This is a genomic window from Bradyrhizobium sp. WSM4872 (assembly GCF_055811715.1).
Genome location: NZ_JBVVPT010000046.1, coordinates 13,847 through 40,261 on the forward strand (window position 1 = coordinate 13,847; position 26,415 = coordinate 40,261).

General features: G+C 63.5%; 27 protein-coding genes and 2 pseudogenes. 10 read left to right on the forward strand and 19 right to left on the reverse strand.

Annotated features, from left to right (window positions below):
- Nucleotides 1–28 precede the first annotated feature (28 nt).
- The 4 genes from AC0L3C_RS34390 to AC0L3C_RS34405 all read right to left on the reverse strand — a co-directional run bounded on the left by AC0L3C_RS34390 (nucleotide 29) and on the right by AC0L3C_RS34405 (nucleotide 3,265).
- On the reverse strand, nucleotides 29–613 hold the full coding sequence (locus tag AC0L3C_RS34390) for an alkylhydroperoxidase domain protein (RefSeq protein ID WP_473263694.1): 585 nt from the start codon (nucleotides 611–613) through the stop codon (nucleotides 29–31).
- A gap of 12 nt (nucleotides 614–625) precedes the next feature.
- Nucleotides 626–1,252, reverse strand: coding sequence for a CMD domain protein (locus AC0L3C_RS34395; RefSeq protein ID WP_473263695.1), 627 nt, complete (start codon nucleotides 1,250–1,252; stop codon nucleotides 626–628).
- A gap of 47 nt (nucleotides 1,253–1,299) precedes the next feature.
- Nucleotides 1,300–2,334 (reverse strand): putative FMN-dependent luciferase-like monooxygenase, encoded by a 1,035-nt coding sequence (locus AC0L3C_RS34400; RefSeq protein ID WP_473410225.1) that lies wholly within the window; start codon nucleotides 2,332–2,334, stop codon nucleotides 1,300–1,302.
- 136 nt (nucleotides 2,335–2,470) lie between these two features.
- A complete protein-coding gene (locus AC0L3C_RS34405) occupies nucleotides 2,471–3,265 on the reverse strand; it encodes a MetQ/NlpA family ABC transporter substrate-binding protein (RefSeq protein ID WP_473263731.1) in 795 nt (264 codons plus the stop codon).
- A gap of 389 nt (nucleotides 3,266–3,654) precedes the next feature.
- Here AC0L3C_RS34405 and AC0L3C_RS34410 point away from each other — a divergent pair, with 389 nt between their 5' ends.
- Nucleotides 3,655–5,442 carry a peptide ABC transporter substrate-binding protein gene (locus tag AC0L3C_RS34410; RefSeq protein ID WP_473410226.1) on the forward strand — a complete coding sequence of 596 codons (1,788 nt, stop codon included), beginning with the start codon at nucleotides 3,655–3,657 and terminating at the stop codon, nucleotides 5,440–5,442.
- A 55-nt stretch (nucleotides 5,443–5,497) separates the two neighbouring features.
- Here AC0L3C_RS34410 and AC0L3C_RS34415 read toward each other — a convergent pair whose 3' ends face one another.
- From AC0L3C_RS34415 to AC0L3C_RS34425, 3 genes are all read right to left on the reverse strand, one after another.
- The gene (locus AC0L3C_RS34415; RefSeq protein ID WP_473410227.1) at nucleotides 5,498–5,683 is read right to left on the reverse strand and encodes a hypothetical protein; all 186 of its coding nucleotides are present in this window, start codon (nucleotides 5,681–5,683) and stop codon (nucleotides 5,498–5,500) included.
- Between the two features lie 336 nt (nucleotides 5,684–6,019).
- Nucleotides 6,020–6,202, reverse strand: a complete 183-nt coding sequence (locus AC0L3C_RS34420; RefSeq protein WP_473410237.1) for a hypothetical protein — start codon at nucleotides 6,200–6,202, stop codon at nucleotides 6,020–6,022.
- A gap of 120 nt (nucleotides 6,203–6,322) precedes the next feature.
- Nucleotides 6,323–6,517, reverse strand: a complete 195-nt coding sequence (locus AC0L3C_RS34425; RefSeq protein WP_473263700.1) for a hypothetical protein — start codon at nucleotides 6,515–6,517, stop codon at nucleotides 6,323–6,325.
- A gap of 71 nt (nucleotides 6,518–6,588) precedes the next feature.
- Here AC0L3C_RS34425 and AC0L3C_RS34430 point away from each other — a divergent pair.
- Nucleotides 6,589–6,756, forward strand: a pseudogene (locus tag AC0L3C_RS34430) (DUF892 family protein); the annotation flags it as partial.
- Between the two features lie 103 nt (nucleotides 6,757–6,859).
- Here the strand turns inward: AC0L3C_RS34430 and AC0L3C_RS34435 are convergent.
- Together AC0L3C_RS34435 and treZ are read right to left on the reverse strand one after the other, a co-directional pair.
- Entirely contained in the window at nucleotides 6,860–7,717 is an 858-nt protein-coding gene (locus AC0L3C_RS34435; protein ID WP_473263701.1) for an SDR family oxidoreductase, read from the reverse strand.
- A gap of 63 nt (nucleotides 7,718–7,780) precedes the next feature.
- Nucleotides 7,781–9,592 carry a malto-oligosyltrehalose trehalohydrolase gene (gene treZ, locus AC0L3C_RS34440; protein ID WP_473284114.1) on the reverse strand — a complete coding sequence of 604 codons (1,812 nt, stop codon included), beginning with the start codon at nucleotides 9,590–9,592 and terminating at the stop codon, nucleotides 7,781–7,783.
- A gap of 276 nt (nucleotides 9,593–9,868) precedes the next feature.
- Here treZ and AC0L3C_RS34445 point away from each other — a divergent pair, with 276 nt between their 5' ends.
- The 4 genes from AC0L3C_RS34445 (at nucleotide 9,869) to AC0L3C_RS34460 (ending at nucleotide 14,222) form a co-directional block, all read left to right on the forward strand.
- On the forward strand, nucleotides 9,869–10,150 hold the full coding sequence (locus tag AC0L3C_RS34445) for a hypothetical protein (protein ID WP_473263703.1): 282 nt from the start codon (nucleotides 9,869–9,871) through the stop codon (nucleotides 10,148–10,150).
- Between the two features lie 19 nt (nucleotides 10,151–10,169).
- Entirely contained in the window at nucleotides 10,170–12,407 is a 2,238-nt protein-coding gene (gene glgX, locus AC0L3C_RS34450) for a glycogen debranching protein GlgX (protein ID WP_473284112.1), read from the forward strand.
- Nucleotides 12,408–12,511: 104 nt separating this feature from the next.
- Entirely contained in the window at nucleotides 12,512–12,805 is a 294-nt protein-coding gene (locus tag AC0L3C_RS34455) for a hypothetical protein (protein ID WP_473284110.1), read from the forward strand.
- A gap of 145 nt (nucleotides 12,806–12,950) precedes the next feature.
- Entirely contained in the window at nucleotides 12,951–14,222 is a 1,272-nt protein-coding gene (locus tag AC0L3C_RS34460) for a DUF892 family protein (RefSeq protein WP_473284108.1), read from the forward strand.
- 3 nt (nucleotides 14,223–14,225) lie between these two features.
- Here AC0L3C_RS34460 and AC0L3C_RS34465 read toward each other — a convergent pair whose 3' ends face one another.
- Nucleotides 14,226–17,342, reverse strand: a complete 3,117-nt coding sequence (locus tag AC0L3C_RS34465; RefSeq protein WP_473410228.1) for a DEAD/DEAH box helicase — start codon at nucleotides 17,340–17,342, stop codon at nucleotides 14,226–14,228.
- Here AC0L3C_RS34465 and AC0L3C_RS34470 point away from each other — a divergent pair.
- A complete protein-coding gene (locus AC0L3C_RS34470; RefSeq protein WP_473263709.1) occupies nucleotides 17,341–17,586 on the forward strand; it encodes a hypothetical protein in 246 nt (81 codons plus the stop codon). The two genes, AC0L3C_RS34465 and AC0L3C_RS34470, sit on opposite strands and share 2 nt — an antisense overlap.
- Before the next feature lie 159 nt (nucleotides 17,587–17,745).
- Here AC0L3C_RS34470 and AC0L3C_RS34475 read toward each other — a convergent pair whose 3' ends face one another.
- Nucleotides 17,746–18,006 (reverse strand): hypothetical protein, encoded by a 261-nt coding sequence (locus AC0L3C_RS34475; protein WP_007595982.1) that lies wholly within the window; start codon nucleotides 18,004–18,006, stop codon nucleotides 17,746–17,748.
- Nucleotides 18,007–18,127: 121 nt separating this feature from the next.
- On the opposite strand from AC0L3C_RS34475, the gene AC0L3C_RS34480 reads away from it, so the two are divergent.
- On the forward strand, nucleotides 18,128–18,859 hold the full coding sequence (locus tag AC0L3C_RS34480) for a DUF3750 domain-containing protein (RefSeq protein WP_473410229.1): 732 nt from the start codon (nucleotides 18,128–18,130) through the stop codon (nucleotides 18,857–18,859).
- A gap of 272 nt (nucleotides 18,860–19,131) precedes the next feature.
- On the opposite strand, the gene AC0L3C_RS34485 is transcribed toward AC0L3C_RS34480, so the two are convergent.
- The 7 genes from AC0L3C_RS34485 to AC0L3C_RS34515 all read right to left on the reverse strand — a co-directional run bounded on the left by AC0L3C_RS34485 (nucleotide 19,132) and on the right by AC0L3C_RS34515 (nucleotide 24,152).
- The gene (locus tag AC0L3C_RS34485) at nucleotides 19,132–19,440 is read right to left on the reverse strand and encodes a DUF2934 domain-containing protein (protein ID WP_473410230.1); all 309 of its coding nucleotides are present in this window, start codon (nucleotides 19,438–19,440) and stop codon (nucleotides 19,132–19,134) included.
- Nucleotides 19,441–19,701: 261 nt separating this feature from the next.
- Complete coding sequence (locus tag AC0L3C_RS34490; RefSeq protein WP_007595988.1) at nucleotides 19,702–19,863, reverse strand: DUF2934 domain-containing protein; 162 nt, start codon at nucleotides 19,861–19,863, stop codon at nucleotides 19,702–19,704.
- A gap of 146 nt (nucleotides 19,864–20,009) precedes the next feature.
- A complete protein-coding gene (locus AC0L3C_RS34495; protein ID WP_473410231.1) occupies nucleotides 20,010–20,666 on the reverse strand; it encodes a hypothetical protein in 657 nt (218 codons plus the stop codon).
- A gap of 14 nt (nucleotides 20,667–20,680) precedes the next feature.
- The gene (locus tag AC0L3C_RS34500; RefSeq protein ID WP_473410232.1) at nucleotides 20,681–21,175 is read right to left on the reverse strand and encodes a type II 3-dehydroquinate dehydratase; all 495 of its coding nucleotides are present in this window, start codon (nucleotides 21,173–21,175) and stop codon (nucleotides 20,681–20,683) included.
- Nucleotides 21,176–21,207: 32 nt separating this feature from the next.
- Entirely contained in the window at nucleotides 21,208–22,488 is a 1,281-nt protein-coding gene (locus AC0L3C_RS34505) for a TRAP transporter large permease (protein WP_473410233.1), read from the reverse strand.
- A gap of 61 nt (nucleotides 22,489–22,549) precedes the next feature.
- Nucleotides 22,550–23,059, reverse strand: a complete 510-nt coding sequence (locus tag AC0L3C_RS34510) for a TRAP transporter small permease (RefSeq protein WP_473410234.1) — start codon at nucleotides 23,057–23,059, stop codon at nucleotides 22,550–22,552.
- 76 nt (nucleotides 23,060–23,135) lie between these two features.
- Complete coding sequence (locus AC0L3C_RS34515; protein ID WP_007595999.1) at nucleotides 23,136–24,152, reverse strand: TRAP transporter substrate-binding protein; 1,017 nt, start codon at nucleotides 24,150–24,152, stop codon at nucleotides 23,136–23,138.
- Between the two features lie 226 nt (nucleotides 24,153–24,378).
- Between AC0L3C_RS34515 and AC0L3C_RS34520 the strand changes: the two genes are divergently transcribed.
- The gene (locus AC0L3C_RS34520; protein WP_473263714.1) at nucleotides 24,379–25,038 is read left to right on the forward strand and encodes a GntR family transcriptional regulator; all 660 of its coding nucleotides are present in this window, start codon (nucleotides 24,379–24,381) and stop codon (nucleotides 25,036–25,038) included.
- A 33-nt stretch (nucleotides 25,039–25,071) separates the two neighbouring features.
- Entirely contained in the window at nucleotides 25,072–25,971 is a 900-nt protein-coding gene (locus AC0L3C_RS34525; RefSeq protein WP_473410235.1) for an SMP-30/gluconolactonase/LRE family protein, read from the forward strand.
- A 48-nt stretch (nucleotides 25,972–26,019) separates the two neighbouring features.
- Here AC0L3C_RS34525 and AC0L3C_RS34530 read toward each other — a convergent pair.
- Nucleotides 26,020–26,106, reverse strand: a pseudogene (locus AC0L3C_RS34530) (short-chain dehydrogenase); the annotation flags it as partial.
- Between the last annotated feature and the right edge of the window lie 309 nt (nucleotides 26,107–26,415).

The following is a 26,415-nucleotide window of genomic DNA, read 5'->3' on the forward strand; positions in this document are numbered from 1 at the left end:
CCAGCAATTTCTATGCCGGTGAGATTGGCTATTTCGAGGGCTCGCCGAGCGACAGCATCAGCCGGTTCGCCCAATTGAAGAACGACGCGCCGTTGATGACGTCGACGATCTCCGCATCGTCGAGACCGGCGCGGCGCAGCTCATCGATATTGTCGGGGCCGAACGCGATCGGCGTCGCAGCCAGCGCCACCGAGGCCTTGACGACCGCATTCCAGCGCTCGCCGAGATCAGCGCCGACGCCGTCGTCGAGCAGCCGCTGCACATCGTCGCGGCGCTTGGAATAAGTGCTGGCGAAACGCGCATGCACGGAGGCGCAGTAGATGCAGCCGTTGTAGCGCGAGGTCGCAGCCGCCGCGAGCTCGCGCTCGGCGCGCGGCAGGCCGTCGGCGACGTTGTAGAAGATGTCCTTGTCGGTCTTGGTGCGGGCCTCCAGCACCTCGGGATCGCGCACCAGCAGGCGGAAATATTCGGACTTGGAACGGGACCGATCGACGAGGCCGGCGAAATGCCGCTCGGTTAGCTCGGCTTCGGGCAGCGGATCGATCCACGACACCCAGCCCAGTTCATCCTGGGTGAAGACGACAGGCGGATCGACATTGTTTACAGCGCTCATGATGCAGCCTCCTTACGCGCCGGCCGCGGCGTTCGCGGTGCGCCCGAGCGAGGCACCGAGCACGCGCAGTCCGGTGACGACGCGCACCTGGAACGACAGGAACGCAACGAGCTGAGAGAACGTGACGATGCCGGTGTTCGACCAGCCGGCGGCGAGCAGAGCCTTCATGTCGGCTGCAGCCGCATCGCGCGGGCGGAACACCAGCAGATGCGCATGTTCGAAAGCCGCAGCGAGCCGGTCCCCGAGATCGGGCCTGCGCTCCGCGCTGACGCGATAGATCAGGCCGGCCTTGTTTTCGACCGACAGGGGGCCAGCCGGAAACGCACCGTAGGGGCCCGAGGTCTCGCCCCGCGCGATTTCGACATCGACCGCTTCGACCAGGCGCGCACCATCGGCGGTCGCAGCTAACTTCGCCCGGTAGAAGCCGGCCGTTGTGGGCTCGCGGTGAAGGCCGATCACGAAGAGCGCGACCGCGGCGCGCTCCACCAGCGAGACATCGCCGGCGTCGATCGGCTCGAACAGCGAGAGATAGCTCTTCTGCGCATTGTCGCGCGCCTGCAGGCGGCGCCCGCGAATGGTATCGAGCGCCGAACCCGGTTCGATCCCGGCGAGCGTGTCGATGATATCCTTCGTAGTCATCATTCAGCCTCTTGCAGCCTCGTGCAACGCGATTCCGTTCATTCCGACTATCCCGCCAGCGCCACGTCGGGCGCCGTCCGCGCCCAGCCGAGCGCCGGCGCGACCTTTTCCGCGACGAGCTCGATCGAGCGCAGGATATGGGGATGCGGGGCATCGACCGAATGCGCCTGGAAGACGAGATCGGTCACCCGCTCCAGCGTGGCGTCGCCGCGGAGCGAAGCGATGACGTCGTCGGCCGCGCCGACATGGGTGTCGAACGCCGCGATCATCTCCTCGAGCGTCTCGCCCGGCTTGGCGTGGCCGCCCTTGAGGAATTGCGGCAGCGCGCGCCGCAGCCCGATATCGGCAAGGCGCATCGCCTCAGCACGGTCGTCGGCGACGAAGATTGTGCGCGAGGCCATAATGCGGGGCTCGCGTCCCGGCGGCAGTGCTTCGAGATAGGCATCGATCACCGGATTCTGAATCTCGGCCAGCGTTGCCTTCGGCGCCTCCTTGATTCGAGGCTGGGTGCGCGACAGCAACAGGCCATCGCCCGCCTTGCCGGCACGCGCCCCGCCCGCCACAGAGAACGTCGCCTGCCAGATCCGGTTGTCCAATTGCGGCCGCTGCGGATAGAGCGTGTCGCCACCGTCGAGCGGCTTGCCCATCAGCGCGGTGCGGACGATTTCCAGATTGCGCGCAAAGATCTCGTTGCGCTGGGCGCTGTCGAGGCCGAAGGCGGCAAAGGCCGAGGGATTGCCGCCGGTGCCGACACCGAGCTCGAAGCGACCGTTGCAGAGCAGATCGAGCACCGCGGCGTCCTCAGCCACGCGTACCGCATTCTCAAGCGGCAAGGTGACGATGCCGGTGCCGAGCCGGATGCGCGAGGTTTGGGCTGCGACGTAACCGAGAAAGGTGAAGGGCGACGGCAGGCCACCCTCGCGCTCGTGGAAATGGTGCTGCGCAATCCACGCGGAATCGAGGCCCGCCTTCTCGGCGCGCACGATCTGCTCGGCCGCGAAGCGATATCGGTCGGCGGGCGGGGCCTCGTCGAGAAGCCGCGTGAAAAACCCCAGGCGTTTCAGGTTTGCTAAGCGTTTCATACGACCCCTGTCGGACGAGGATGGGCCCCGATGATGTCGGTTGCCGCAGCTCCAGACAAGCGGGCATTGCGCAGGGCTAGTACGCAAGCCTGCCCGCCGGGATCGCCCTGAGCTGAACTTTGGCTGGGCAGACTGCCTACCAGCTCGGCAGAACCGCGCCCTTGAACTTGGTCAGGACGAACTCCTTGACCTCCGCCGTGTGGTAGCTGCCCACCAGGATCTTGACCCAGGGCTTGTCCTTGTCGGCGGCGCGAACGGCGATCAGGTTGACATAAGGCCCCTTCGGGTCCTCGCGCAGGATCGGGTCCTTGACGGGATCGAGGCCCGCCTGGGTTGCGTAATTGGTGTTGATCGCGGCGGCATCGACATCGTCGAGCGCGCGCGGCGCCTGCGCCGCGTCGACCTCGATGAACTTCAGCTTCTTGGGATTCTCGGTGATATCGAGCACCGTCGGCTTGAAGCCCGTGCTGTCCTTCAGCTTGATCACGCCCTTGTCGCGCAGCAGCAGCAGCACGCGGCCGCCATTGGTCGGATCGTTCGGGATCGAGACCTTGCCGCCTTCGGGGATGTCGGCGAAGGCCTTGTGCTTCTTGGAATAGACACCGATCGGGAAATTCACGGTCAAGCCGACGGCTTCGATCTTGTAGCCACGGTCGGCCTTCTGGTTGTCCAGATAAGGCTGATTCTGGAACGAATTGGCCTGGATCTCGCCAGCATCGAGTGCGGCGTTCGGCACGACGTAATCGGAGAATTCGATGAGCTGGATGTCGAGACCCTGCTTGGCGGCGATCGGCTTCACGGCCTCGAAGATCTGGGCGTGCGGCCCCGGCGTCACGCCGATTTTGATGGTCTCGCCTGAAGCGGCGGCCGACCAGGCGGCGAGCACGGTCGCAAGGATCAGGGGGAGGCGAAACGACATCTTGGTCTCCATGACTTGGCGGAAATGATTGGAACCGTATTCGCTTCTCCGCGGCGCGAAATCAATGAAATGGAAATCCATATTGGTCTCCTAGCGCGGACGACGCTTCTCCGTTCGTCCGCATGTGGGGAACGAATGCACCTGCGCAAGCGTGAGGCGCATCACGGCAAAACCGCACTGATCGTTGTCCTAGCCCGATGGAGCGAAGCGCAATCCGGGGCGCCGCCTGCGCGGCAGGACCTATCCTGGTTTGCGCTCGGCTCCATCCCGGCTTCAAACCTCCGCAAATTCGTCATTTCGCCGCAGGGTTTTCTGACCCTGTCGGCATTGCCGCCTCGCCCTCGATGAAACATGATGGGCCCTGGCCAGTGACGACTTGTCCGTGAAGTGGGGATCATTCGATGAACGAGAACGAAATCCGCAAGTCCATCGCTGAGGTGAAGCAGGGCACGCTGTCGCGACGCTCGTTCATGCAGACGATGGCTGCGATCGGGATCGCAGCGCCGGTCGCGAGCCAGATCCTGGTCTGGAACGACGTGGCGATGGCGGATGCCACGCTGCAATACAAACCGACCAAGGCCGGCGGCGGCGGCCCGCTCAAGATCCTGCTCTGGCAGGCCCCGACGCTGCTCAATCCGCATTTCGCGCTCGGCACCAAGGACCAGATCGCCTCGCGCGTTTTCTTCGAGCCGCTCGCCGGTTGGGACAAGGAGGGCAACCTCGTCCCCTGCCTCGCGGCCGAAGCCCCGTCAAAGCAGAACGGCGGCCTTTCGCCCGACGGCCTGAGCGTGACCTGGAAACTGAAGCAGGGCGTGAGATGGCACGACGGCAAGCCCTTCACCGCCGATGATGTCGTCTTCACCTGGCAGTACGCCTCGGATCTCGCCACAGCGGCGTACACGACCGGTTCCTACAAGGACATCACGGTCGAGAAGATCGACGACCATACCGTCAAGGTGCTGTTCAAGGCGCCGACGCCGTTCTGGGCCGATCCCTTCGTCGGCTCGGTCGGTCCGATCCTGCCGAAACATCATTTCGGCGACTATGTCGGCGCGAAGTCGCGCGAAGCGCCCGGCAATCTGAAGCCGGTCGGCACCGGTCCCTACAAATTCGTCGAGTTCAAGCCCGGGGACCTGATCCGGGCCGAACGCAATCCCGACTATCACATCAAGAACCAGCCGCATTTCGACACGCTCGAAATCAAAGGCGGCGGCGATGCAGTGTCCGCGGCGCGCGCCGTGCTGCAGACCGGCGAATATGACTATGCCTGGAACATGCAAGTGGAGGAGGAGGTCCTCAAGCGCATGGAGGCTAGCGGCAAGGGCAAGCTCGACGTCACGCCCTCCGGCAATGTCGAGTTCATCATCCTCAACACGACCGATCCGTGGACTGAGGTGGACGGCGAGCGCTCCAGCCCCAAGACCAAGCATCCGACGCTGTCAGATCCCGCCGTTCGCCGCGCGATGAACCTGCTGATCGACCGCGAGTCGATCCAGAAGTTCATCTACGGGCGCGGCGGCGTCGCCACCGCGAGCTTCGTCAACGCACCCAAGCAGTTCAAGTCGCCAAAGCTGAAATACGAGTTCGACGTCGACAAGGCCAACAAGGTCCTGGATGAAGCCGGCTGGGCCAAGGGCGCGGACGGCCTCCGCGAGAAGGACGGCAAGAAGCTGAAATTCGTCTTCCAGACCTCGACCAATGCGCCGCGTCAGAAGACGCAGGCCATCATCAAGCAGGCCTGCCAGAAGGCCGGCATCGAGATCGAGATCAAGGCGGTCACGGCATCGGTGTTCTTCTCATCCGACGTCGGCAATCCCGACACCTACTCGAAGTTCTATGCCGACATGGAGATGTACAACACGACGCAGCCGCAGCCCGACCCGGAGCGCTTCCTGAACCAGTGCGTCTCCTGGGAGATTTCCAACAAGGACAACAAATGGCTCGGCCGCAACGTCTCGCGCTGGTCCGATCCCGAGGCCGACAAGGCCTACAAGGCCGCGCAGAACGAGCTCGATCCGGTCAAGCGCGCCGCGCTACTGATCAAGGTCGACGAAACTTTTTGCGAGGCCAACGTGTTCCTGCCGCTTCTATCCCGTAACATCGTCAACGCAGGGGTCAACAACCTCATGGTCGACATGTCGGGCTGGGACGTCACGACCTGGAATCTGGCGAGCTGGTACCGCAGCTGAAGCTTGCAAATTCCATCCTTGCGAGCTCAGTCCTTGCCAGCTCGATCCTTGCAGCTCAATCCCTGCCGGCGAATTGACGGTCGAGGCTTGACGCCGTGTCGGCGCTTCTCAGCCGTTTCATCAGCTCATCCCGCTCCTTGCCGTCGGGCAACGACTCGGCCTTTTCACGGATGGTCCTGGTGAACTCCGCAAGCCGCTCTTGAAGCGTGGTGGTTTGCTGAACGCGACGCCGCCTGTGCACGATCGGGTCTCCATGTCATGGGCACATGCTGTGCCTTCTGGATGGCCAATGATATGAGCGAGCCCAGCCATATCTATATCAAATGATGTAGTTCACGCCATTTGGTGCCGGCGCCCTCTGTTTACATGTGAACAGTCGGCGCTGCTTCAGCAGAGCCGTTCAGGAACGAAAATGCCGGCTGTTACATTGACGCGGCGGAACAGCACGGACGCGCCATGGGCAAGATATTGATCAGCACCGTCGTCGTAAGCCTGGCGCTCATCATTGCCTTCGCGGTCTATGTCATCACTCTGTGAATTGCCGACAGCAGAAGCCGATGATGGTGCGGCTCGGACATCACCCGCGCGCGCAGCAATCGACCAACAGGTCCCAGATCCGCTGCGCCTCGGCCGGCTTGCGGGTTTCGAGCCCCTTCTCCGGGTCGGACTGCGAGTGGCCCGCCACCGAGTGCGCTTCGCGCGGCACGATCCATCTCTGGGAGATGGGGTCGTACCATTTTCCGATAATCATTTCAGTCACGCTGATCGACTCACCGATTTGATCCTGGGCGGCGCTACGGCTCGGGCTTCGTCGAATCCCATTCACCGCGCCTCGCCCATTTTACAAATCGGCTTCTTGCCTGATCGTTCCTGCCGCGGCTCAGCCAGGCCGCGCCGGATGAAGCGTACGGGGATGCCGCTCGTGCAACAGCCGCGCGAGTTCTTCCCGCTCCGCAGGCCGTCCCTTCATGGCGGTCTCGAACAGCGCTTCCTGGATGTCGCGGGGCATGTCGCCCCACACGTCCATCGCCGCTCGTCCGAGCAGGCTCGCAAGATGATCCTCACCGTCGCTCATTCGGCTCTCCTGATCTGGTCACGGGAATGGAACAGCTGCGGCTGTGCGGCGTTCCAGTTCCATCATTGTGAAAGGTGTTCGCGAAGCTCGGCAAGGAGCCCAGCGGCCAACATTGTCCCGCCGTCGACGGCATTATCGAGGAGGCCGATGAGACCGCCGGCGAGATCGACGAAGAGAAAGCCGCCAACACCAAGCTGAACGCGGTGGCGCTTCGCAAGGGCGTCAATGCCAAGGCGTCCCAGCGCCGCTTGATCGAGACGCCGTGGTCAAGACGTGCTGGTGAAGATGTACTGGACGTGGCGGCCCGCCCGCGGGGCTGCCACGTTCTCGTTGCGCGCTGGGTCAGATGAACGGCTTCCCGCCGGTGACCGCCAGGGTCGCTCCCGATGTGTAGCTCGAGAGCGGATCGGCGAACATGACATAGGCGGTCGCGAGTTCGGCCGGCTGGCCGGCCCGCTGCATCGGCACCTGCTTGCCGAAGTTCTTGACCTTGTCCTCCGGCATCGTCGACGGAATCAGCGGCGTCCAGATCGGCCCCGGAGCGACCGCATTGACCCGAATGCCCTTCGCCGCCAGCATCTGGGCGAGGCCACCCGTAAAGTTCTGAATGGCGCCCTTGGTCGTGGCATAGGCCAGCAGGGTCGGATTCGGCATGTCGGAGTTCACCGACGCGGTGTTGATGATCGCGGCTCCCGGGCGCATGTGGGGCACCGCGGCCTTGGTGAGATAGAACATGGCATGGATGTTGGTCTCGAACGTCCGCTGCCATTCCTCGTCGCTGATATCAGCGATCTCCTTGAACGTGTCCTGATGGGCAGCGTTGTTGACGAGGATGTCTATTGCGCCGAACGCCTCGACGGTGCGCTGGATGATCGCGCGACAATGATCGGGATTGCGGATGTCGCCGGGGATCAGGACGACCTTGCGTCCCTCGCGCTCCACCAGCGTCTTGACCTCGGCGGCATCCTCATCCTCGTTCAAATAGGCGATGACGATGTCGGCACCTTCCCGGGCATAGGCGATCGCGACCGCACGGCCGATGCCACTGTCGCCTCCGGTGATAATTGCCTTCTTTCCGGCCAAGCGGCCCGAGCCTTTGTAGCTCTCTTCGCCATGATCCGGTCGCGGGTTCATCGCGCGCGTCGAGCCGGGCATCGATTGCTGCTGCGGCGGAAAAGGCGGCTTTGGATAGTCGGTCATGAAGCGGCTCCAGCGATTTACTCCGCTAACGGAAAGCTTTTGGAAGCGTTCCTCGCGGTTCCATCAAGCCTCGTGGCCAAGCCGCACGATGATGTCGTTCGGCAACAGGGCTGGCGCGTCGGCGGCGCCCAATCGCCATAGGCTCTCGCCCGCAACCAGCGCCGGCATGGGCAATTGGCGATCGGCTAAATTGGCGACAATCTGCAAGATGTCTCCCTTCTCCGTCCGCCACCGGGCATCCAGGCCGCCATTACGCTGGTCCTCTCCCAGCAACTTGCAATGAGCCGACACGAAACCCTGCTTGATCAGCGGCACGATTCTCTCGCGCCGTATCTTCAGCAATCGGGTTGTGAGGCCGCGAAACCTGGCGCTGGCGGGAGAGCGGTCGATGCCGGTCCAGTCGAGCTTCGATGCCGTGAAGGTTTTTTCGTCGCACGGGTCCGGAATCCTGGCGCGCATGTCGGGCGTCGAGAATGCCTTGAAATGCGCGAACTCCTTGCGCCGGCCTTCCCGCGTCAATTCGGCGGCTTCGCCGGACCAGTCGGCGAAGAACAGGAACGGCGTCTCGGCCGCGGCTTCCTCACCCATGAATAGCATGGGGATATGAGGGTTCAGGAGAACCAGCGCCATGGCCTGATCCAGTTTCTCCGGACCGACCAGCGCGGAAAGCCGCTCCCCGAGCGCGCGATTGCCTATCTGGTCGTGGTTCTGGGCGAAGAAGATGGTGGCCTCAGGCGGCAGATGCGCGCTCGGCTCGCCGCGCGGTTCGTCATGCAGCGGAAAGATTTCGCCCTGGTAGGCAAAGCCCTCGGTGAGCGCTCGCGCGAGATGTTCGAGCGGCCTGTCTGCGAAGGCGCGATAATAGCCTTCGTCCTCGCCCGTCAACAGGACGTGGAGCGCGTTGTGAAAATCATCGCCCCATTGCGCGTCATAGAGCCGGGTTCGCCCTGGCGCCCGGTCGAGCAGGCGGGCCTGATTGTCCTCGTTCTCCAGCATCAGATGCACGCGCCGGCCCGGCAGCTGACTGCGAACCGTCTCGGCCAGCTCGATCAGGACATGGCGGTCGGAATCGTCCTTCAGCGCGTGAACGGCGTCGAGCCGCAAGCCGTCGAACCCGTAGTCGCGCAGCCACATCAACGCGTTCTCGATCAGGAACTCGCGCACGAACGCGCCGTCGTGTCCCTCGAGGTTGACGGCAGGGCCCCAGCCGGTGCTGTGGCGCTTGGTGAAGAAGCTTTCCGCATAGAGATGCAGATAGTTCAACTGCGGCCCGAAATGGTTATAGACGACATCGAGATAGACCATGATGTCGAGGGCATGCGCCGCGCGCAACAGCCGCTTGAGGTCTTCCGGCCTGCCGTAGCGTGCATTTGGCGCATTCAGCAGCACGCCGTCATAGCCCCAATTGTGCCGGCCGGGGACGTCATTGAGCGGCATCAGCTCGATTGCGGTGATGCCGAGATCGCGCAGATAGGGCAGCTTCTTCTCGACGCCGGCATAGGTGCCTTCCTCGCTGAAGGTGCCGACATGCAGCTCGTAGATCACGGCCTCCGCCCAGGGGCGGCCGGGATAGAGCACCGAGTCCCGGAACGTCGCGGTGTCGATCACCTCGCTCGGCGCCCCGACGTCGTCGGGCTGGAAGAACGAGGCGGGATCGGGAACGACCAGGTCTGCGTTGATTCTGAACTGATAGCGCGTGCCGACGTGCGCGGTGGGACTCAACGATTGGTACCAGCCATCGTGGTCGCGCGTCATCCGGAGTGGCGGCCGGCCGGCTTCGAGCAATTCGACCGATTGCGCCGTCGGCGCCCAGAGGTTGAAGCAGACCCCGTGATCGAGGCATCGAGGGCCGTGGTGTCGCGCTTGCCCGGCCATTCCCAATCTGTGACTCAAACCTAGCCGCCTTTGCGTGGCTGGAAATAACAGCAAGCTTCGCGAGGCCCGATTTTGCGATCGCTTAAGCATGCTCAGGACGGGAGAAGCCGAGATGCAGGCATTCGTTCCTCAGGCCGGCGCCACACCGATGCGCCATGCTCGTTGTGTGCACTTTTGGGCCAAGGTGCGGCGACGATGGTTGGGGAAGATCACTGTTGCAAACAGGGAACGGAATCGCCTGGGCGACGGTTGCAATTCTACACGGGAGATTTCGCCATGCGCCGCTCGAAGCCACAGCCGATCCGCAACAAGCTCGACCTTGCCGACCCTACTCAGGTCCGCCTCGTCAGAAAGCGTCTGGGACTGTCCGACGCAGAGCTGACCAGCATCGTCGAGCGGACCGGCAACTCGATTGCGGCCATCAGCAAGGAGGCGGCGCTGCAAAGGGCAACCACGCTGCCCAAACCGGACGATGTGCCTCCTGCCGCCGTAGTCGCTTCGGCGGCGGTTGGCGACCAAACCACCGGCGAAGTGGCGGCGACTGCACCAATTTCTTGAACGGCATTTCGGGGCAATAATGGACCAACAAGCACATTCAGACGACGCCCTGACACGGGCAGCCTCGAGCCTGCGTCGCTCGCGGATCAGCGAGGGCAAACCGTTTCCGCTCGGCGCCACCTGGGACGGGCTTGGTGTCAATTTCGCGCTGTTTTCGGCCCATGCCACCAAGGTCGAACTCTGCCTGTTCGACGACGGCGGCGAGACCGAATTGGAGCGGATCGAACTCCCGGAATATACCGACGAAGTTTGGCATGGCTATTTGCCCGCGGCCCGTCCCGGCACCGTCTACGGCTACCGCGTCCATGGCCCCTACGAACCCGACGGGGGACACCGCTTCAATCCCAACAAGCTCGTGCTCGATCCCTACGCCAAACAGCTGGTCGGCCGGTTGCGTTGGGGACCGGAGCTGTTCGGCTACCAGCTCGACCATGCCGACAAGGATCTCTCCTACGACGAACGCGACAGCGCGCCCTTGATGCAGAAATGCCGCGTCATCGACCCGGCCTTCACCTGGGGCGCCGCGCGCAAACCGGAAGTGCCGTGGGAGCGGACGATCGTCTACGAGATGCACGTCAAGGGTTTTACCCAGCTGCATCCGTTGGTGCCCGACGCAGACCGTGGCACGTTCTCCGGTCTTGCGCATTCGGAGGTGCCGGCCTATCTGCGATCGCTCGGCATCACCAGTGCAGAATTGTTGCCGATCCATGCCTTCGTCGACGACAGCTATTTGGTCGAGAAAGGCCTGCGCAATTACTGGGGCTACAACTCCCTTGCCTTCTTCGCGCCGGAGCCGCGTTACCTCAAGACGCCGTTCGCGAACGAATTCAAGGCCATGGTCAACCAGTTCCACGCCCATGGCATCGAGGTCATCCTCGACGTCGTCTACAATCACACCGCGGAAGGAAACGAGCTCGGCCCGACGCTGTCATTCAAGGGCATCGACAATGCCAGCTATTACCGCCTCCTGCCGGACCAGCGGCGCTATTACATCAACGACACCGGTACCGGGAACACGGTGAACCTGTCGCACCCGCGCGTGCTGCAACTGGTCGCCGATTCCCTGCGCTACTGGGCGACCGAGATGCGGGTCGACGGCTTCCGCTTCGACCTCGCCACCATCCTGGCGAGGGAGCCCTACGGTTTCGACGAAGGCGGCGGCTTCCTTGATGCCTGCCGCCAGGATCCCGTGCTCTCCAGTGTCAAGCTGATCGCCGAGCCTTGGGATATCGGTCCGGGGGGCTATCAGGTCGGCCAGTTTCCGCCGGGATGGGCGGAGTGGAACGACAAGTTCAGGGACACGGTGCGCGCTTTCTGGAAGGGCGACGAAGGTACGATCGCAGACTTCGCCAAACGCGTGTCCGGATCCGGCGATCTCTTCAACAAGCGCGGCCGCCGGCCATGGGCCAGCGTCAACTTCGTCACCGCCCATGACGGTTTCAATCTCAACGATCTCGTCTCGTACAACGACAAGCACAACGAAGCCAACGGCGAGGACAATCGCGACGGCCACAGCAACAATCATTCCTGGAATTGCGGCGCAGAGGGACCGACGGACGATCCTGAAATCATTGCGCTACGCGAGCGCCAGAAGCGCAATCTGCTGGCGACCATGCTGTTGTCTCACGGCACGCCCATGCTGCTTGCCGGCGACGAATTCGGACACACCCAGCACGGCAACAACAACGCGTACGCCCAGGACAACGAGACCACATGGCTCGACTGGATGGGCATCACCGCGAACGGCCGCAGCCTGCGCGAATTCACGCGCAAACTGATCGCCACGCGCAAGGCATTTCCGATTCTCTACCGCAGCCGCTTTCTCGTCGGCTCGCACAACGAAGAGCTGGACGTGAAGGACGTGACGTGGCTCGCGCCGTCCGGGGAGGAGATGACGACGGAGCAGTGGCAGGACGGCAACGCCAAATGCTTCGCTTTGCTGCTCGACGGCCGCGCCCAGGAGACCGGGATCAAGCGCCGCGGTTCGGACGCAACCATGCTGCTGATCTACAATGCTCATCACGACGTCGTCAATTTCACCTTGCCCGCTGTCGCCGAGGGACGCAGCTGGATCGGGTTGATCGACACCAATCAACCGGAGGGGCAGATGCCCGCATTCGACTTCGGGCATGTTTATGCGATGACCGGACGATCCCTGGTGGTGTTCGGCCTCGCCACCGAGAGCATCGCCACCCGCCGCCTGCGCCAGGGCCTCGGAGCGCTGCTGGACGTCGTGGAGGCGCCGCTGCCGGGATAGTCCGCCATGATAGCGCGAGAAGACTTTTCGAGTTGATGACGACAGGGAACGCACGCAGGTCACCGGCGTTCGAGTAGATGGGGCATCAGTCGGAGAACACCGAGATGAAGTTCACAGGTGCCGTTATCCTCGCCGCTCTCGCGCTGCCTGCAGCAGCTTGGGCGCAGGCCAGCAAGCCTGACGTTTCGTCCGCGCCAAGCGCGCAGAATTCGGGTGCCGGCATTGCCGGACAGCCCGGCAACAAGAACGGACCGGCCGCCAAGCCTGGTGAAACCGTCGGATCGAATTCGACGAGCTCCACTGGCAACACCGCCGTGCAATCGCAGGACCCGTCGAATATTCAAGGGGCTCCCGGCAACAAGAACGGGCCTCCCGCCAAGCGCCCGGATCAACGCTGATCGAATTCGTCCACAATCCTGCCGCCGACATCGAATGATCTGCGCCGCATATCACCGGCGCAGATCATTTGGTTAGGAACAAACCATTGGCGCCGCCCGTTCGGGAAGCATCTTCTTCCACAATCCCCAGATCGAGAGTCCCCCCATGTATCATCACGTCAAGAAGCTGATGTTCACCGTTCGCGTCGACGAACCCGATCCGCGCTTTGGCAACATGCTGCTGGAGCAGTTCGGCGGCGCCAACGGCGAGCTTGCGGCCGCGATGCAGTACTCGATCCAGGGGCTGAACTGCGAGGATCCCGATCGCAAGGACCTCCTGATGGACATCGGCACCGAAGAGCTCAGCCATCTGGAAGTGGTCGGCACGTTGGCGCGGATGCATCTCAAGCCCTCGAAGTTCGACCGCCAGGCGGCCGAAGCCGATCCCCTCATCGCCATCGCGGGCGGCGGCGGCGTCAATCTCTTCAACTCCCAGGGCAATGCCTGGACCGCCGACTATCTGAAGATCACCGGCGAGCTCGACGTCGATCTGCGCAGCAACATTGCCGCAGAGGCGCGGGCCAAGATCGTCTACGAGCGGCTGATCAATTTCTGCGACGATGCCGGCAGCAAGGATGCGCTGCAGTTCCTGATGACTCGCGAGATCACGCACATGAAGGCGTTCGCGCTGGCGCTCGAGAGCATGGGCAAGCCGGCCTTCAGCATCGGCCGCATCGCGCCGACGCCCGGCCTCGTCGACCAGTTCTTCAACGATTCCACCGGCGCCGGCGACCATGGCGAGATCGACACGCGTGGGCCGTGGAACGAGGGCGGCGACTGGGTCTTCACGGACTCGCCGGCAATCCAGGCGGGCGAACCGGGTCCGGCCACAGCCATCGTCACCGAGAGCTCGCCGCCCGCGGACGAAGCGGGTCTCGGCGATCTGCTCATCAACGAGCTGCGCGATATCCTGCATGCCGAGAAGCAATTGACCAAGGCGCTTCCCAAGATGGCGGAGGCCGCCCGCTTCGACCAGTTGCGCGAGCTGTTCGAGCAGCACCTCGCGGAGACCGAAGCGCAGGTCGAGCGCATCAACGAATGCTTCGAAATGCTCGGCAAATCCGCCCGCGCCAAGCCCTGCAAGGGCATGATGGGCCTCGTCGAGGAGGGCCAGGAGATCATGGCCGAGGGCGAGGACAAGGAGGACGCGGCGGCCGACCTCGCCCTGATCGGCGCAGCACAACGCGTCGAGCATTACGAGATCGCAGGCTATACCACGGCCCGCAACCTCGCCCAGCAGCTTCGCCACAGTGCCATTGTCGCCTTGCTGTCGAAATCACTCGCGGAGGAGGAGAACGCCGATCAGCTCCTCAACCAGGTGGCCCGCTCGCTGATGTCGGTGGCGAAAATGCCCGCGGCAGTCGAGCAGACCGAATGATCCTCAGGCGTCGAGGAGTTCGAGGAATTCCTCGACGCGCCTGAACGGGTCCTGATCACGGCGACCGGCGTAGACGACGCGGTCGCCGTCGCGTTGTAGCGCTCCCGCCTGCGACTTCGCCCTCGATTTCCGCAGCCGCCCCGGCAGGAACGTCGCGGCGACGGCCTCCGGCCCGACATCGAGCCTAACGATGCCGCGCCGTTTGCAATCGATACGGAGCCTGGCGGATGCGAAGAAGTCGCGGGCCTCCGGCGGCAGCCTGCCGAAACGACGCGAGATCTCCTCCTCTAGATCTTCCAGATCGTCGTCGCTTCGGCACCTGGCAGCGCGCCCATAGATCTCGAGCCGGACCGCTTCCGATTGCACGTAGCCTTCGGGCAGCATGTCGGCCAACGGCATATTGAGATCGGGCACCCACAAATCGGCGCCGGCATCGCTGCCACGCTCGGACGCCCGCTTCAGCAGATGACTGTAGAGCACCGGTCCGAACACCTGGACGTGACCGGACTGCTGTTCCGAAAACAGATCGCCGGCGCCCCTGAGGTCGAGGTCGCGCTCGCTGATCGCAAAGCCGGCACCCGGCTTGCTGAACTCCTCCAGCACCGCCAGACGCTTCTCGGACTGCTCCGAGGTCGATTCCGTCAGCAGATGGGCAAAGGCGCGCGTGCCGCCGCGTCCCACCCGTCCCCTGAGCTGATGCAGCTGCGCAAGTCCGAATTTTTCGGGCCAGCACACGACGATGGTGTTCGCGCGCGGAATATCGAGACCGCTTTCCACGATATTGGTCGCCAGCAGCACGTCCGCCTCGCCATCCACGAAACTCATCATGCGGTCGTCGATCTCGTCCACGGGCAGTCTGCCGTGAAGACAGACGATGCGCAGCTCCGGTGCCACCGATTGCACCCGCGCCAGCATCGGCTCCAGATCCTGGATGCGCGGGCAGATCAGAAAGCTCTGACCGTGCCGCCTGCGCTCGCGCAGCAGCGCCGCGGCGATGGCAGCGTCGGACAGCGGCGCGATCCTGGTCACGATGGGAAGGCGATGAACCGGCGGCGAGGCGATCACGCTGAGATCCCTGAAGCCGGCAAGTCCCGCGGCGAGCGTGCGCGGGATCGGCGTGGCGCTCATCCACAGCGAATGGGCCCCCTTGGCGAGGCCCGAAAGCTTCGCCTTCTCGGCCGCGCCGAAATGCTGCTCTTCGTCGATGATGACGAGGCCAAGGTCGGCGAACTTCACGTCCTTTGCCGCAAGCGCCTGCGTGCCGACCACGACTTTCAGCGTGCCGCGCCGCAGCCCCTCCTTGGTCTCTCGCGTCTCCGGGCCTGAGCTGGCCCGCGACAGGCTTCCCACCTCGATTCCGAGGGGGCCGAACCGCTTGCGGAAGGTCTCGACATGCTGCCGCGCCAGCACGGTCGTCGGCGCAGCGATCGCCACCTGCTTGCCGGACAGCGCCACTGCGGCCGCCGCCCGCAGCGCGACCTCGGTCTTGCCGAATCCGACATCACCGCAGATCACCCTGTCCATGGGATGGCCCGCCGCAAGATCGTCGAGGACGTCTTGAATCGCCTGGCCCTGGTCCGCTGTCGTGAAATAGGGGAACCGCGCGACGAATTTTTCGTAAGCCGGCCCCGGCGGCACCAGTTTGGGTGCACGGCGGCGGAGGCGCTGGCTGATGTGTTTGGCGAGCGCCTTGGCGGCGACCTGGATTTCCGCTTCCGCCTCGGTGCGCCGCGCCCACCAGCTGCTGCCGTCCGCCTTGTCCAGCGTCAGCTTGCCGGGCTCGCCGGCATAGGGCCAGATCACGGCGAGATCGGACGGCGGTACGAGCACGGCATTGTCGCCCGCGAATTTGAGCCTGATCATCTCGCGTCGCGATCCCTTGCCCATGTCGAGGGTCTGCAAGCCATCGAGCACGGCGAGCCCGCGTTGCAGATGGACAATGGCGGCGCCCTTTTCGGGCACATCAGGATGATCGAACGCCGGGTTCCAGGCGCGCGCCATCGGCTGGGGATGATGGGCCCGGCTGCCGAGCACGTCGGACGCAGTCACGACGACAAGCGGCTTGCGGCCGGCGCCAATGAACCCCGCGTCGAAATCGGCCAGCAGCGCACCTTCGCGGCTCCGTGCCTTCGTCACCTCGTTCCAATCGGCTAGGCGCTCCGCCTTGATGCCGCTCATGCGCTCCATCGCGCGAAGGTCGTCCTCGACAGCCGCGACGAACAGCAGCCGCGATCCGCCGCGCTGCATGTCGGCGACGAAGGCGCGAAGCGCCTTGCGCGGCGAGGCCAGCTTCGAGAACTCCGGAGTCGAGATGAAGGCGGCCTTGCGCGGCAGCACGCTGATGCGCTTCTTCAGCTGCTTCCAGTCCGCCTGCCCCAGGTATTCGCGCTCCGCATCCCTGCGGCCGGCGGCGTCCTCGATCGTGCCCAGCCAGCTCTCGGCGTGGGTCGATACCCCGGCATCCGCAATCCATCGCGCGCGGCTGCAATAATCCGGCAGCGTCGCCCGCTGTCCGCGCGTAGCTCCCAGCGCGATCCGCTCGGACATGGGATCGATGATCAATTCGGCGGTCTCGTAGACGACCTCGTGCTCGATCGGATCGACCGCGACGATCTTGCGGATCGTGTCTCCGGAATGCTCGATCCGGAAGGGAGCGAGCGCGCCGGCGGGAAACACTTCGAACGTCTTGCCATGGAACAGGACGCCGCCCGGATACTCCGCCTCTTCGTCGAGATCGTAACCGAGAGCCTCCAGCCGCTTCTCCAGCTCGGGCCCGGAATAGGGCGCGCCTACCTTCAGCGTGAGGCTCGACCGCGACCAGCTCGCCGGCAGCGGAAGCCGTTCCATGATCGCTTCCGCGGTGGACACCAGGAAGACGGGCTTCTTTGCCTTGGCGAGACGCCGCAGCACCGAGCTGCGCCGTCCCGCGATCTCGCGGGAGGGCTCGAGGCCGTCGAAGGGCAGCGTGTTCAGGCGCGGAAACACCAGCACGTCGACCGAGGGATCGAGGGCGTGGATCACGCCGCCCAGCCGCTCCGCCCTGCTCTCGTCGTCGCAGAGGAAGACGAGGCCGTCGCGGCCGGACTTCTCCCACTGCTCGAGCAGATGCAGCGCCAGCATGCCGAGCGGCGACGAGGAGGCGACCGCGGACCGCGAGGCGCTCTTGTCCGGGCGCTTGCTTGTCGAGCTGGTACTTTTCGAACTCCTGCTTTTCGAACTCCTGCTTTTCGCGCTCGTTCTTTTCGAGCCTTTGCCTCTTGAGCTCTTGCTCTTTGAGCTCGCGCTTTTTGTCTTTGTCACGCCGGTCGTGGCCCGGGCTTTCCTGGTGGGCGCCAATGTGTATCCAACTTTGTTTCGCAAATAGCGGCGAGCGACGACGAGCCCTCCCGTCGAGCTCCGTCGATAACGCGCCTCGGGCGTGAGCGCCCAATGACGTCATTACAATCTTGCAATTGCGTTGAAAAGCAGAGACAGGGGACAAAGGCAAGCGGCCTGAACGGGCAGAAGGCGAACGGGCAGGCTGCTATTGCAGGACCTTCGGCAGCACCACGACCACGTCCACGCTCTGCGCGAGGATGTGCGTGGCGACCACGGCGAGCTGGTGCGAGAACTCGTCCTCGATCTCGGCCGCGCAGTCTTCGTCGCTGGCAATGGCAAACAGCAGATTGCCGTCGATTTCGTCGAACCGGATGCCGGCGAACAGGCGATCGAAAATCTCGGCGCCCGCGATGTACGCGATTCGCGCCTGGATGGCCTGGTCCTCGACGAGCGACAACTTCCTCATGGACGCAACATATGGCCGCACCACCCGAATGCAAGAGCAGGAGAGCGCTGGCGCCGCGTGCCCTGCGAACTATATTGGTGGCATCGTCCCGCTTGACCGCCATCTGCCCTTGAGGAAATCCTTGATTCTGTTCCTGCTGCTGATCTTCCTGCCGATCGGCGTGTCGGCCGGCCGCTATTATTTGCGCGGCGACGGCCGCGGCAACTGGCAGACGGCGGATCGCTCCAGCGCCGGCCTGCTGCCGCCCGCATCCGTCAATCCGGACGCGCTGATCCGCGTGTTCGCCGCGCGCACGGTGCGCTGGCGCAGTATTTTTGCTGTCCATACCTGGATCGTCGTCAAGGAGAAGGGCGCCGCGACCTACAGCCGATACGACTACACGGCCTGGGGCGACCCTGTTCGCAGCAACGGCTTTGCGCCCGATGGCCGGTGGTTCGGCGCCTTGCCGGAAACGGTCGTCGCCGTCGACGGCGCGCGGGCCGAAGCGCTGATTCCCAAGATCCGCGCCGTCATCGAGAATTACAAGTTCCGTGCCTATGGCGACTACAGCGCCTGGCCGGGACCGAATTCCAACACCTTCGTGCAGGCGGCGCTGGACGCTGTTCCCGAGTTGCGCGCCGTGCTGCCGCCGACCGCTATCGGCAAGGATTTTCCCTACAGCGGACGCTGGGCCGGCATCACGGCGTCCGGCACCGGCCTCTACGCCTCGCTGTCGGGCTATCTCGGCATGACCATCGGCTGGGTCGAAGGAATCGAGATCAATTTCCTCGGCGCGGTGCTCGGCCTCGACATCCGCCGCCCCGCGCTGAAGCTTCCAGGCATCGGCCGCCTGGGTGTCGCGGCCGGCGTGTAACGCAATGACGGAGCAGTCCCATCAAAGTCGGTGCCCTCGCAAGCTTCCCGACATCGTCCTTCCAAATGTGTGCTTCAGGTCACAGCAGAATCGAGCGCCTTGGCCTAGACTGAACTTGCATGGCCGCAAACAAGGTAACGGCGGTACGCACCAGGCTGGAGAGGCGACCAACAGCTACGGACTTTGAAGCCGCCAAGTGAAGAACTCGGCGGCTTTTTCTCTGTCGAACGCGCGGCCGAAGCTTGTTAGCTGCCGATGTGCTACCGGAACTTCTACCGTTTGTCTGAGGAATCCGAGAGCCTCCGCTGATCGCGCTCTTCTTCGATCTGCCGTTCCGCTTCGACCCAGAACTCCACATCGCGATCGTCCGGGCGACCGGCTTGCTCCCAGAGCTCGTACGCGCGCGCTCGCACCTTGCCGCGCCGCATCATGCGAAGCAGCTTTTGCTTCAGCTCCTCGGCGAACGTCCTGAATCTCTGGACAGTGGTTTCGTCTTTGACAAGGGCTGCCGCTCGCGTTGCGAGTTCGATCTGGTGCTCTATCTTTTGCCGCTCGTCCACCGCAAACCCCGCCGCAGCCACGGGCCTGCGTCGCAGCCCGTGCTGCTCACAACCTCAATTCCTGCTGGAAGCCTCTGTTCCGCCTTCAATGCCAGGTCCTTCAATGCCACGTGGTGTCCGCTTCGACGATCACCGCCCTTGTTTCGGGATCTTCCGTCGCGTTGCAGGTGCAGGGCATGCCCTCACCGCATCGGCAGCCGCCCAATTCGTCGCTCCAGGCGCGGAGCGGATGGTTTTCGCAGACCCATCCCAGACCGTGGCAGAATGGGCAGCTCTTGTCGGTCACAGCGTATCCGGCGTCCGCATGGGGTTCGACTTGTCCTCGTTGCGCAACTCCTGCTCGGCCGCGTGCCAGAACTCTTCCTCGCGGCCTTCCGGCTTGCCCGCCTGTTCCCACAAGCGGTGCGCGCGTTCTCTGATGTCGTGATCGGTCGGCTCCGGCATTGCATCTCCTGCGAAGAGACACGGCCCCACCCTGGGGGGTATGGGGGCTTGGAGGCGGGGCCGTGCAGGCCAGCAAATCGGCGGCGAGGCTGGCCCGCTGAGTCAAGCCTCGATGGTGCGCAAGAGTTCCTAGCGAGACGTTGCCATCAGCCGAAATCCGCGATGCGGGCGTCGAGCGCAAACATGCTTTGATAAACTTCCGGCTCGCTCGCCCTGGCCATGACGTCGGGGGCAATTTCCGCGGCTTTCCGCAAGGCAGCCTGCAGCGACGCAACGTCGAGCGCCTCGATCAGCAAAAGCCCCGCGAAGAAGCCCTCGTTCTTCCGCATGCCCTTCTCGGTCGTCCGCACTGATGTCCGCGCCTCGTCGGTCGCGCCGATCTGCACGGCGGCAACCCCGTCGCACGCAACGAGCGCCCGGGCCAAACCTTGGGGATCTTTCGGCAACGTCTCCATCCGCAGCGCCACGATCGATGCGCCCTCGCCCCGCCCTCCCCGTGCAATCATGACGCCGCCGCCCCGCACGAAATTTCCGAGCTTCGGCATGATGCGCTGGGACCACGGCGTCGGTGCGTTGAGGCGCGCCAGATAGGCCTCGCCGTCGAGGACTTCCGGCGTCTTCAGCTCATACAGAATGAAGAAGCGGTTGATGTCCTCCCTTGCCGCGCGGAAGACACGCGATGCCAGGAAGCCCTTCGTCGTCACGCGCTCGGTCGTATGCTGACGCGTCAGCCAGTGCCGGTAGTCGATCAGGTCGTGAGCCTCGACGTCGCTCCAGATGGCGAGAAATCCCGTGCCGCGCATCCCGCCCTCCATGCCTACGCCTTGCCGCCGGCCGCAAGCCCGTGCAGAGCCGGTGCGATGGCCTCAGGCAATTGGCTCAGCCGTTGGACCGCCGCGAGCATCGCGGCGAGATAACCATAGGGACCCAGGCCGCAAATGACCGCCGTGCAAGCACTCGACGTGATCGAGTGGCGGTGCAACTCGTCCCGCGCGTGGATGTTCGAGATGTGCACCTCGATCTTCACACCCTCGAAAATCTTCAGCGCGTCGATCAGCGCGATCGAGGTGAATGAATAGGCGGCGGGATTCATGATGATGGCGTCCGCGTTGCCATGGGCGGACTGGATCAGGCTGACGAGCTCGCCCTCCATGTTCGTTTGATGGAACGACATCGAAACTCCGAGCTGGTCGGCCAGCGCCTTGCAGCTCGCCTCGATTTGCTCAAGCGTCGTCGAGCCGTAGATGTGGGGCTCGCGGATGCCGAGGAAATTGAGATTGGGTCCGTTGAGGATCATGATCCTTGCGGCCATTTTCGCTTGTCCTTCCTTTGTTGCCGACGCCTCTAGCCGCTGAACCACTTGGCCGGGATCGTCACCAGTCCCGGGAATAGCACCATCGCGAACAGGACGATCAGTTGCGCGATTAAGAAGGGCCAGACGCCCTTGATGATCTCCTCCATGCTGATCCTCGAGACGCCGCAAACCACATTGAGCACGATACCGACCGGCGGCGTGATCAGGCCGATCGCATTGTTGATGATGAAGAGGACACCAAAGTAGACGGGATCGATGCCCGCCGCCTTGACGATCGGCATCAGGATCGGCGTGAGGATGAGGATGGTCGGCGTCATGTCGAGGGCCGTTCCCACGATCACCACCACGACCATGATCGCAAGCATCAGGAGCGTGTTGTTGCCCATGAAAGGCTTCAGCAGGGCGACGATCTGTGCCGAAATCTCGGACACGGTGATGAGCCAGGACGATACCAGCGCCGCTGCCACGAGAAACATGACGATGCTCGTCGTCAGCGCAGAGGAGACGAACACCTCATAAAGCTGCGATGGCTTCAATTCCCGATAGATGCAGGTCGCGACGAACAGCGAATAGACGGCGACGACCACTGCGGCTTCCGTCGGCGTGAAGATGCCGAAGCGCAGGCCGACGATGATGATGACCGGCAGCATCAATGCCCAGAAGCCGTCGACCACCGCTTTCACCATTTCCGAGAGCGATGCTCTTGGCGGCGGCGTCAGGTTCTCCTGGCGCACCACCCACCACCAGGCCAGGCAGAGCCCTGCCCCGAGCAACATCCCCGGGACGATCCCGGCCAGAAACAGTTTCGAGATCGACACGCCCGCGGCGACACCGAAGATGACGAATCCGATGCTGGGCGGAATCACGGGCGCGATGATGCCGCCGGCCGCCACCAGGCCCGCTGCATAGGACTTCTTGTGGCCCGCCGCCACCATCATCGGCACCAGCAGGGCAGCCAACGCCGCGGCGTCGGCCGCCGCGGAGCCCGAGAGCGACGCAAGGATGCAGGACGCGAGGATCGTCACGTAACCAAGTCCGCCGCGAAAATGCCCGACCGCGACGAGCGCAACGTTGACGATTCGCTTGGCCAGGCCGCCCTTGTTCATGACTTCGCCGGCGAGCATGAAGAATGGAATGGCCATCAGCGGAAAGCTGTCCGCGCCGTTGATGACGTTCTGCGCCACGATCTGGGCGTCGAACATGTCGATCGTGCTCATCAAGGCCACGCCGCAGACGATCAGCGCAAAGGCGATCGGCATGCCCAGCGCCATGGCGCCGAGCAGCGAGAAGGTGAAGACGGCAATCGTCATGGCGTGATCCCGGTGATTTCCAGGATGTGAGCGCCGCCCGGCACGATACGGAGAGACAGCATCAGTGCTCCTCCGATTCCCTGACGGCGACCATGTCGGCTTCGCTGGCCTGTCCGGACATGACGCGGAACAGGTCGTAGAGAAGGATCACTCCGGCCGAAACGCCGAAGATCACGCCCACGCCATAGAAGAGGCCGAGCGACAGGCCAGTCGCCGGCGCGCGGTCGTCGATATTGATGATCGTCTGCCGCCAACTTCCCGAGAGCAGAAGCCAGTCGGCAAACAGCATCAGGACATAGCTGACGATGAAGCAGATGCGTTTGCCGTAAGCCGGCAGCATCCGCACAAGGCTATCGACTCCCAGATGGGCGTGCTCACGCATTGCCACGACCGCACCGAGGAAAGTCAGCCAGACCAGGAGCCAGCGCGACAGCTCCTCCGAGATCGCGATACCGGAGTTGAAGCCGTAGCGCAGCACCACGTTGCCGAACACCAGCACCACCATCACCGCAAGGAATGCGGCAATGATGCCCTTCAGCAGGGTGCAATAGAGGTCGAGAAATCGCGCCATACGTGCCGTCCGGGCAAAGTCGGGTTCAGAGCCGGCCGACTGGCCGGCTCCGCCTCTTGCATGCTGACGAGGTCGACTATTTCACGTCCTTGCGGATGCGATCGAGCTCGTCGTTGAACAGCTTGACCGCGTCCGGCTTGAGATTGGCGGCAATCTTGTCGACGACCGGCTGCGCCGTCTTGCGCATGCGATCGAGCTCTTCCGGCGCGACGGTGTTGTACTGCATGCCCTTTGCCTGCAATTCCGACAGGGCCTTTTCGGTCTGAAGGCGCGTCTGCTCCTTTTGATAGCCTCGGCTTTCCTCATACGCCTCGCGCATCAGGCGCTGCTCGGTCGGCGAGAGCTTGTCCCAGAACGCCTTGCTCACCAGGATGATGTTCAGGGTGAAGGTGTGATTGGTGGCGGAAACGTATTTTTGCACTTCATAGAACTTGTTGGAGAGAATGACCGTGAAGGGGTTCTCCTCGCCGTCGACGGTGCGGGTCTCCAACGCCGAATAGAGTTCGCCGAAAGCCATCGGAACGGGATTGGCCTTGAAGGACCCGAAGGTCTCGAGGTAGACCGGGTTCGGAATCACGCGAAGCTTGAGGCCGTTGAAATCCTCGACCTTGGTGATCGGCCGCGTGCTGTTGGTGACGTTGCGGAAGCCGAGGCCCCAATATCCCAGACCGATCAGCCCCTTCGACGGCAACGTATCGAGCATTGACGTGCCGAATTTGCCGGTCCCGAGCGCGTCGGCCTGCTCGATGGTCTTCACGATGAACGGAAAGTCGATGAGGCCGAACTCCGGCACGACGGTTGCGAGCGACGTCGTCGAGGCGGACAGCATTTCCTGCGTGCCGCCGCGCAGCGCCGATTGCTGCTGCAGTTCGTTGCCGAGCTGCGAGGCCGCGAACTCACGGATTTTCATCTTGCCCCCGCTCTTCGCCAGCAGGATCTCCGCAAATTTCTGCACCCCCGCGCTGACGGGGTGATCGGTGTTGTTCAGGTGTCCCCACCTGATCGTGCGCTCCTGAATGTCCTCAGCGGATGCGCCGACCGTCAGCGCCACGCAGATCGCCGTCGCAGACAGCGCCCGTACCAACAAGCTCATTTTGACCTCCCTGTTCGATCGGGGCACGACGGCGGCTTGAGCCATTTTTTTCTGCACCCTCAGGTCAATCAAAAAACATAACTACATTTCTCGGTCAAATGATAAAATGCACTTCATCGGATATTTTGGAATACACCTGTTGTTAGGCGTCTGCTATATTGCTGGTAACATTGATGGTTCAGCCGCCCGCCACGGGGCGTTGCGCGCTATTGCGGGATCGGAGAGTATGACGTCACTCGAGGGGCGCCCCTTGTCGGCGGGCGACAGCGGTTATCAGCGGATTCGATCCGACATCATTTTCGGCGTGCTGACGCCGTCCGGACGTCTCAAGCTCGACGCCATGAAGGAGGACTACGGCGTCAGCATCTCCACACTGCGCGAGATCCTCAATCGTCTGACCTCCGAGGGGTTCGTTGTCGCGGAGGGCCAGCGCGGCTTCGAGGTGGCGCCGATCTCCATCCAGAACCTGCGTGAACTCGCCGGTCTGCGCATCCTGCTGGAGCAGCATGCAATGGCCGAGTCGTTCCGCGCCGGCGACGTCGAGTGGGAGGGCCGCGTGGTGTCCGCGCATCACAAGCTGGCGGCGACCGAACGCACCGTCCTCAAAGAGGGCGACGATCCCGAGCTGCGCAAACGCTACGACGGCGAATTCCACCAGGCTCTGATCTCGAGTTGCGGTTCGCGCGAGCTGATGCAGACCCACGCGGTCGTGTTCGACAAATATTTCCGTTATGCGCTGCGCTACCGCGGCGCAGAGACGATCAATCAGCACAAGGCGCTGCTGGACTGCGCGCTCAAGCGCGACATCAAAGGCGCCAAAACCGTGCTCACCGACCACATCAACGGCTGCGTCGCGCACGCCCTCGCCTCCTGGAACGAGGACTGATCGCCCGGCTCGCGGCTGGAATCGGATATCGGGATGACCGCCGACATGATCCCCGCATATCGGGTCGAGACCGCGGTCGCCGCAGGCGACATCCTCGGCGAAACGCCCCTGTGGTGCGACCGCTCCCGCAAGCTGTGGTGGGTCGACGTCGACCGGCGGCTGCATCAATCGTTCGATCCGGCGACCGGCGCGCATCAGGTCTTTACCTACGCGTGCAACTTCCTCGGCAGTCAGGCTCTGACGGCGGATGGCTCCCACCTGCTCGCGCGGGATTTGGGCCTTTATCGCCGCGCGTCCGATGACGGTCCTCCAGCCCAGCTCTGCGAGGTCGAAAGCGGCCCCGACAACCGCCTGAACGATGGGCGCGTCGACGCCCGGGGCCGGCTGTGGATCGGCACCATGGACAACCAGCTGCATCGACCGAACGGAGCGCTGTATCGTGTGGAGGCGGACGGCCGGGCAACGCATATGTTCGGCGATGTCGTCGTGACGAACGGCATCGCGTTCTCACCCGACAATCGCACGCTCTATTTCACCGATACGAGGCGATACCGCACCTGGCAGTTCGACTTCGATCTCGATGACGGCGCGATCCGCAACAGACGGCTGTTCGCGGACTACAGCGCCTCCGGGGAGAGGCCCGACGGCGCGTGCATCGACGTCGCGGGCGGACTGTGGACCGCATTCTTCTCCGGCGGCCGGGTGGTGCGCTATCGGCCGGACGGCCGGATCGACACCGTCATTCCGGTGCCGGCGACCAATCCGACCTGCGTATGCTTCGGCGGAGCCGACCTGAAGACCTTGTTCGTGACGACGGCCAGAAAGTTTCTGGATCGTGAGCAATTGAGCCGCGAACCCCAGGCGGGTCACGTTCTGGCCATTGATGGCATCGCACAGGGGCTTCCAGAACACCGCTTCGGCAATTCATCCTGAACCCTTTTCATTCTGAACCGTTGCACGGGCCATCGTGAACCGGCTCCGCTACCCTTTCTCGCCAAAGGGACGAATCTCCAGCCCAAAGGTCCATGCACTTTTGGCTTGCTGATACATCCAGTAGGATTCGGCGACGCAGCAGCGCCGGAGAAGCCCAAGGCAAAGCCAGAGACAAGGGCCAAGACAAAGGCAAAGGCAAAGGCAAAGGCAAAGGCCCACCGCAGCGCCGCGTGAGATGGCTGCGTAGCGCGAGCAACGTTCGACATATCCCTGGAAATGGCGCGACCGATCTTTCAAACAGCGGGCATGAGCTCTCGTTCCCGCGGCGCATTTCGCCCGAGCTTTGCTTCGTGGCTCCACCCTCAAATCCAAGAGGGCGCAGGGAAGGCCGGGTGCTGACCTCGCACCCGCGGTCCGCTGCGCGAAAAGCACACGCAGGAAAAC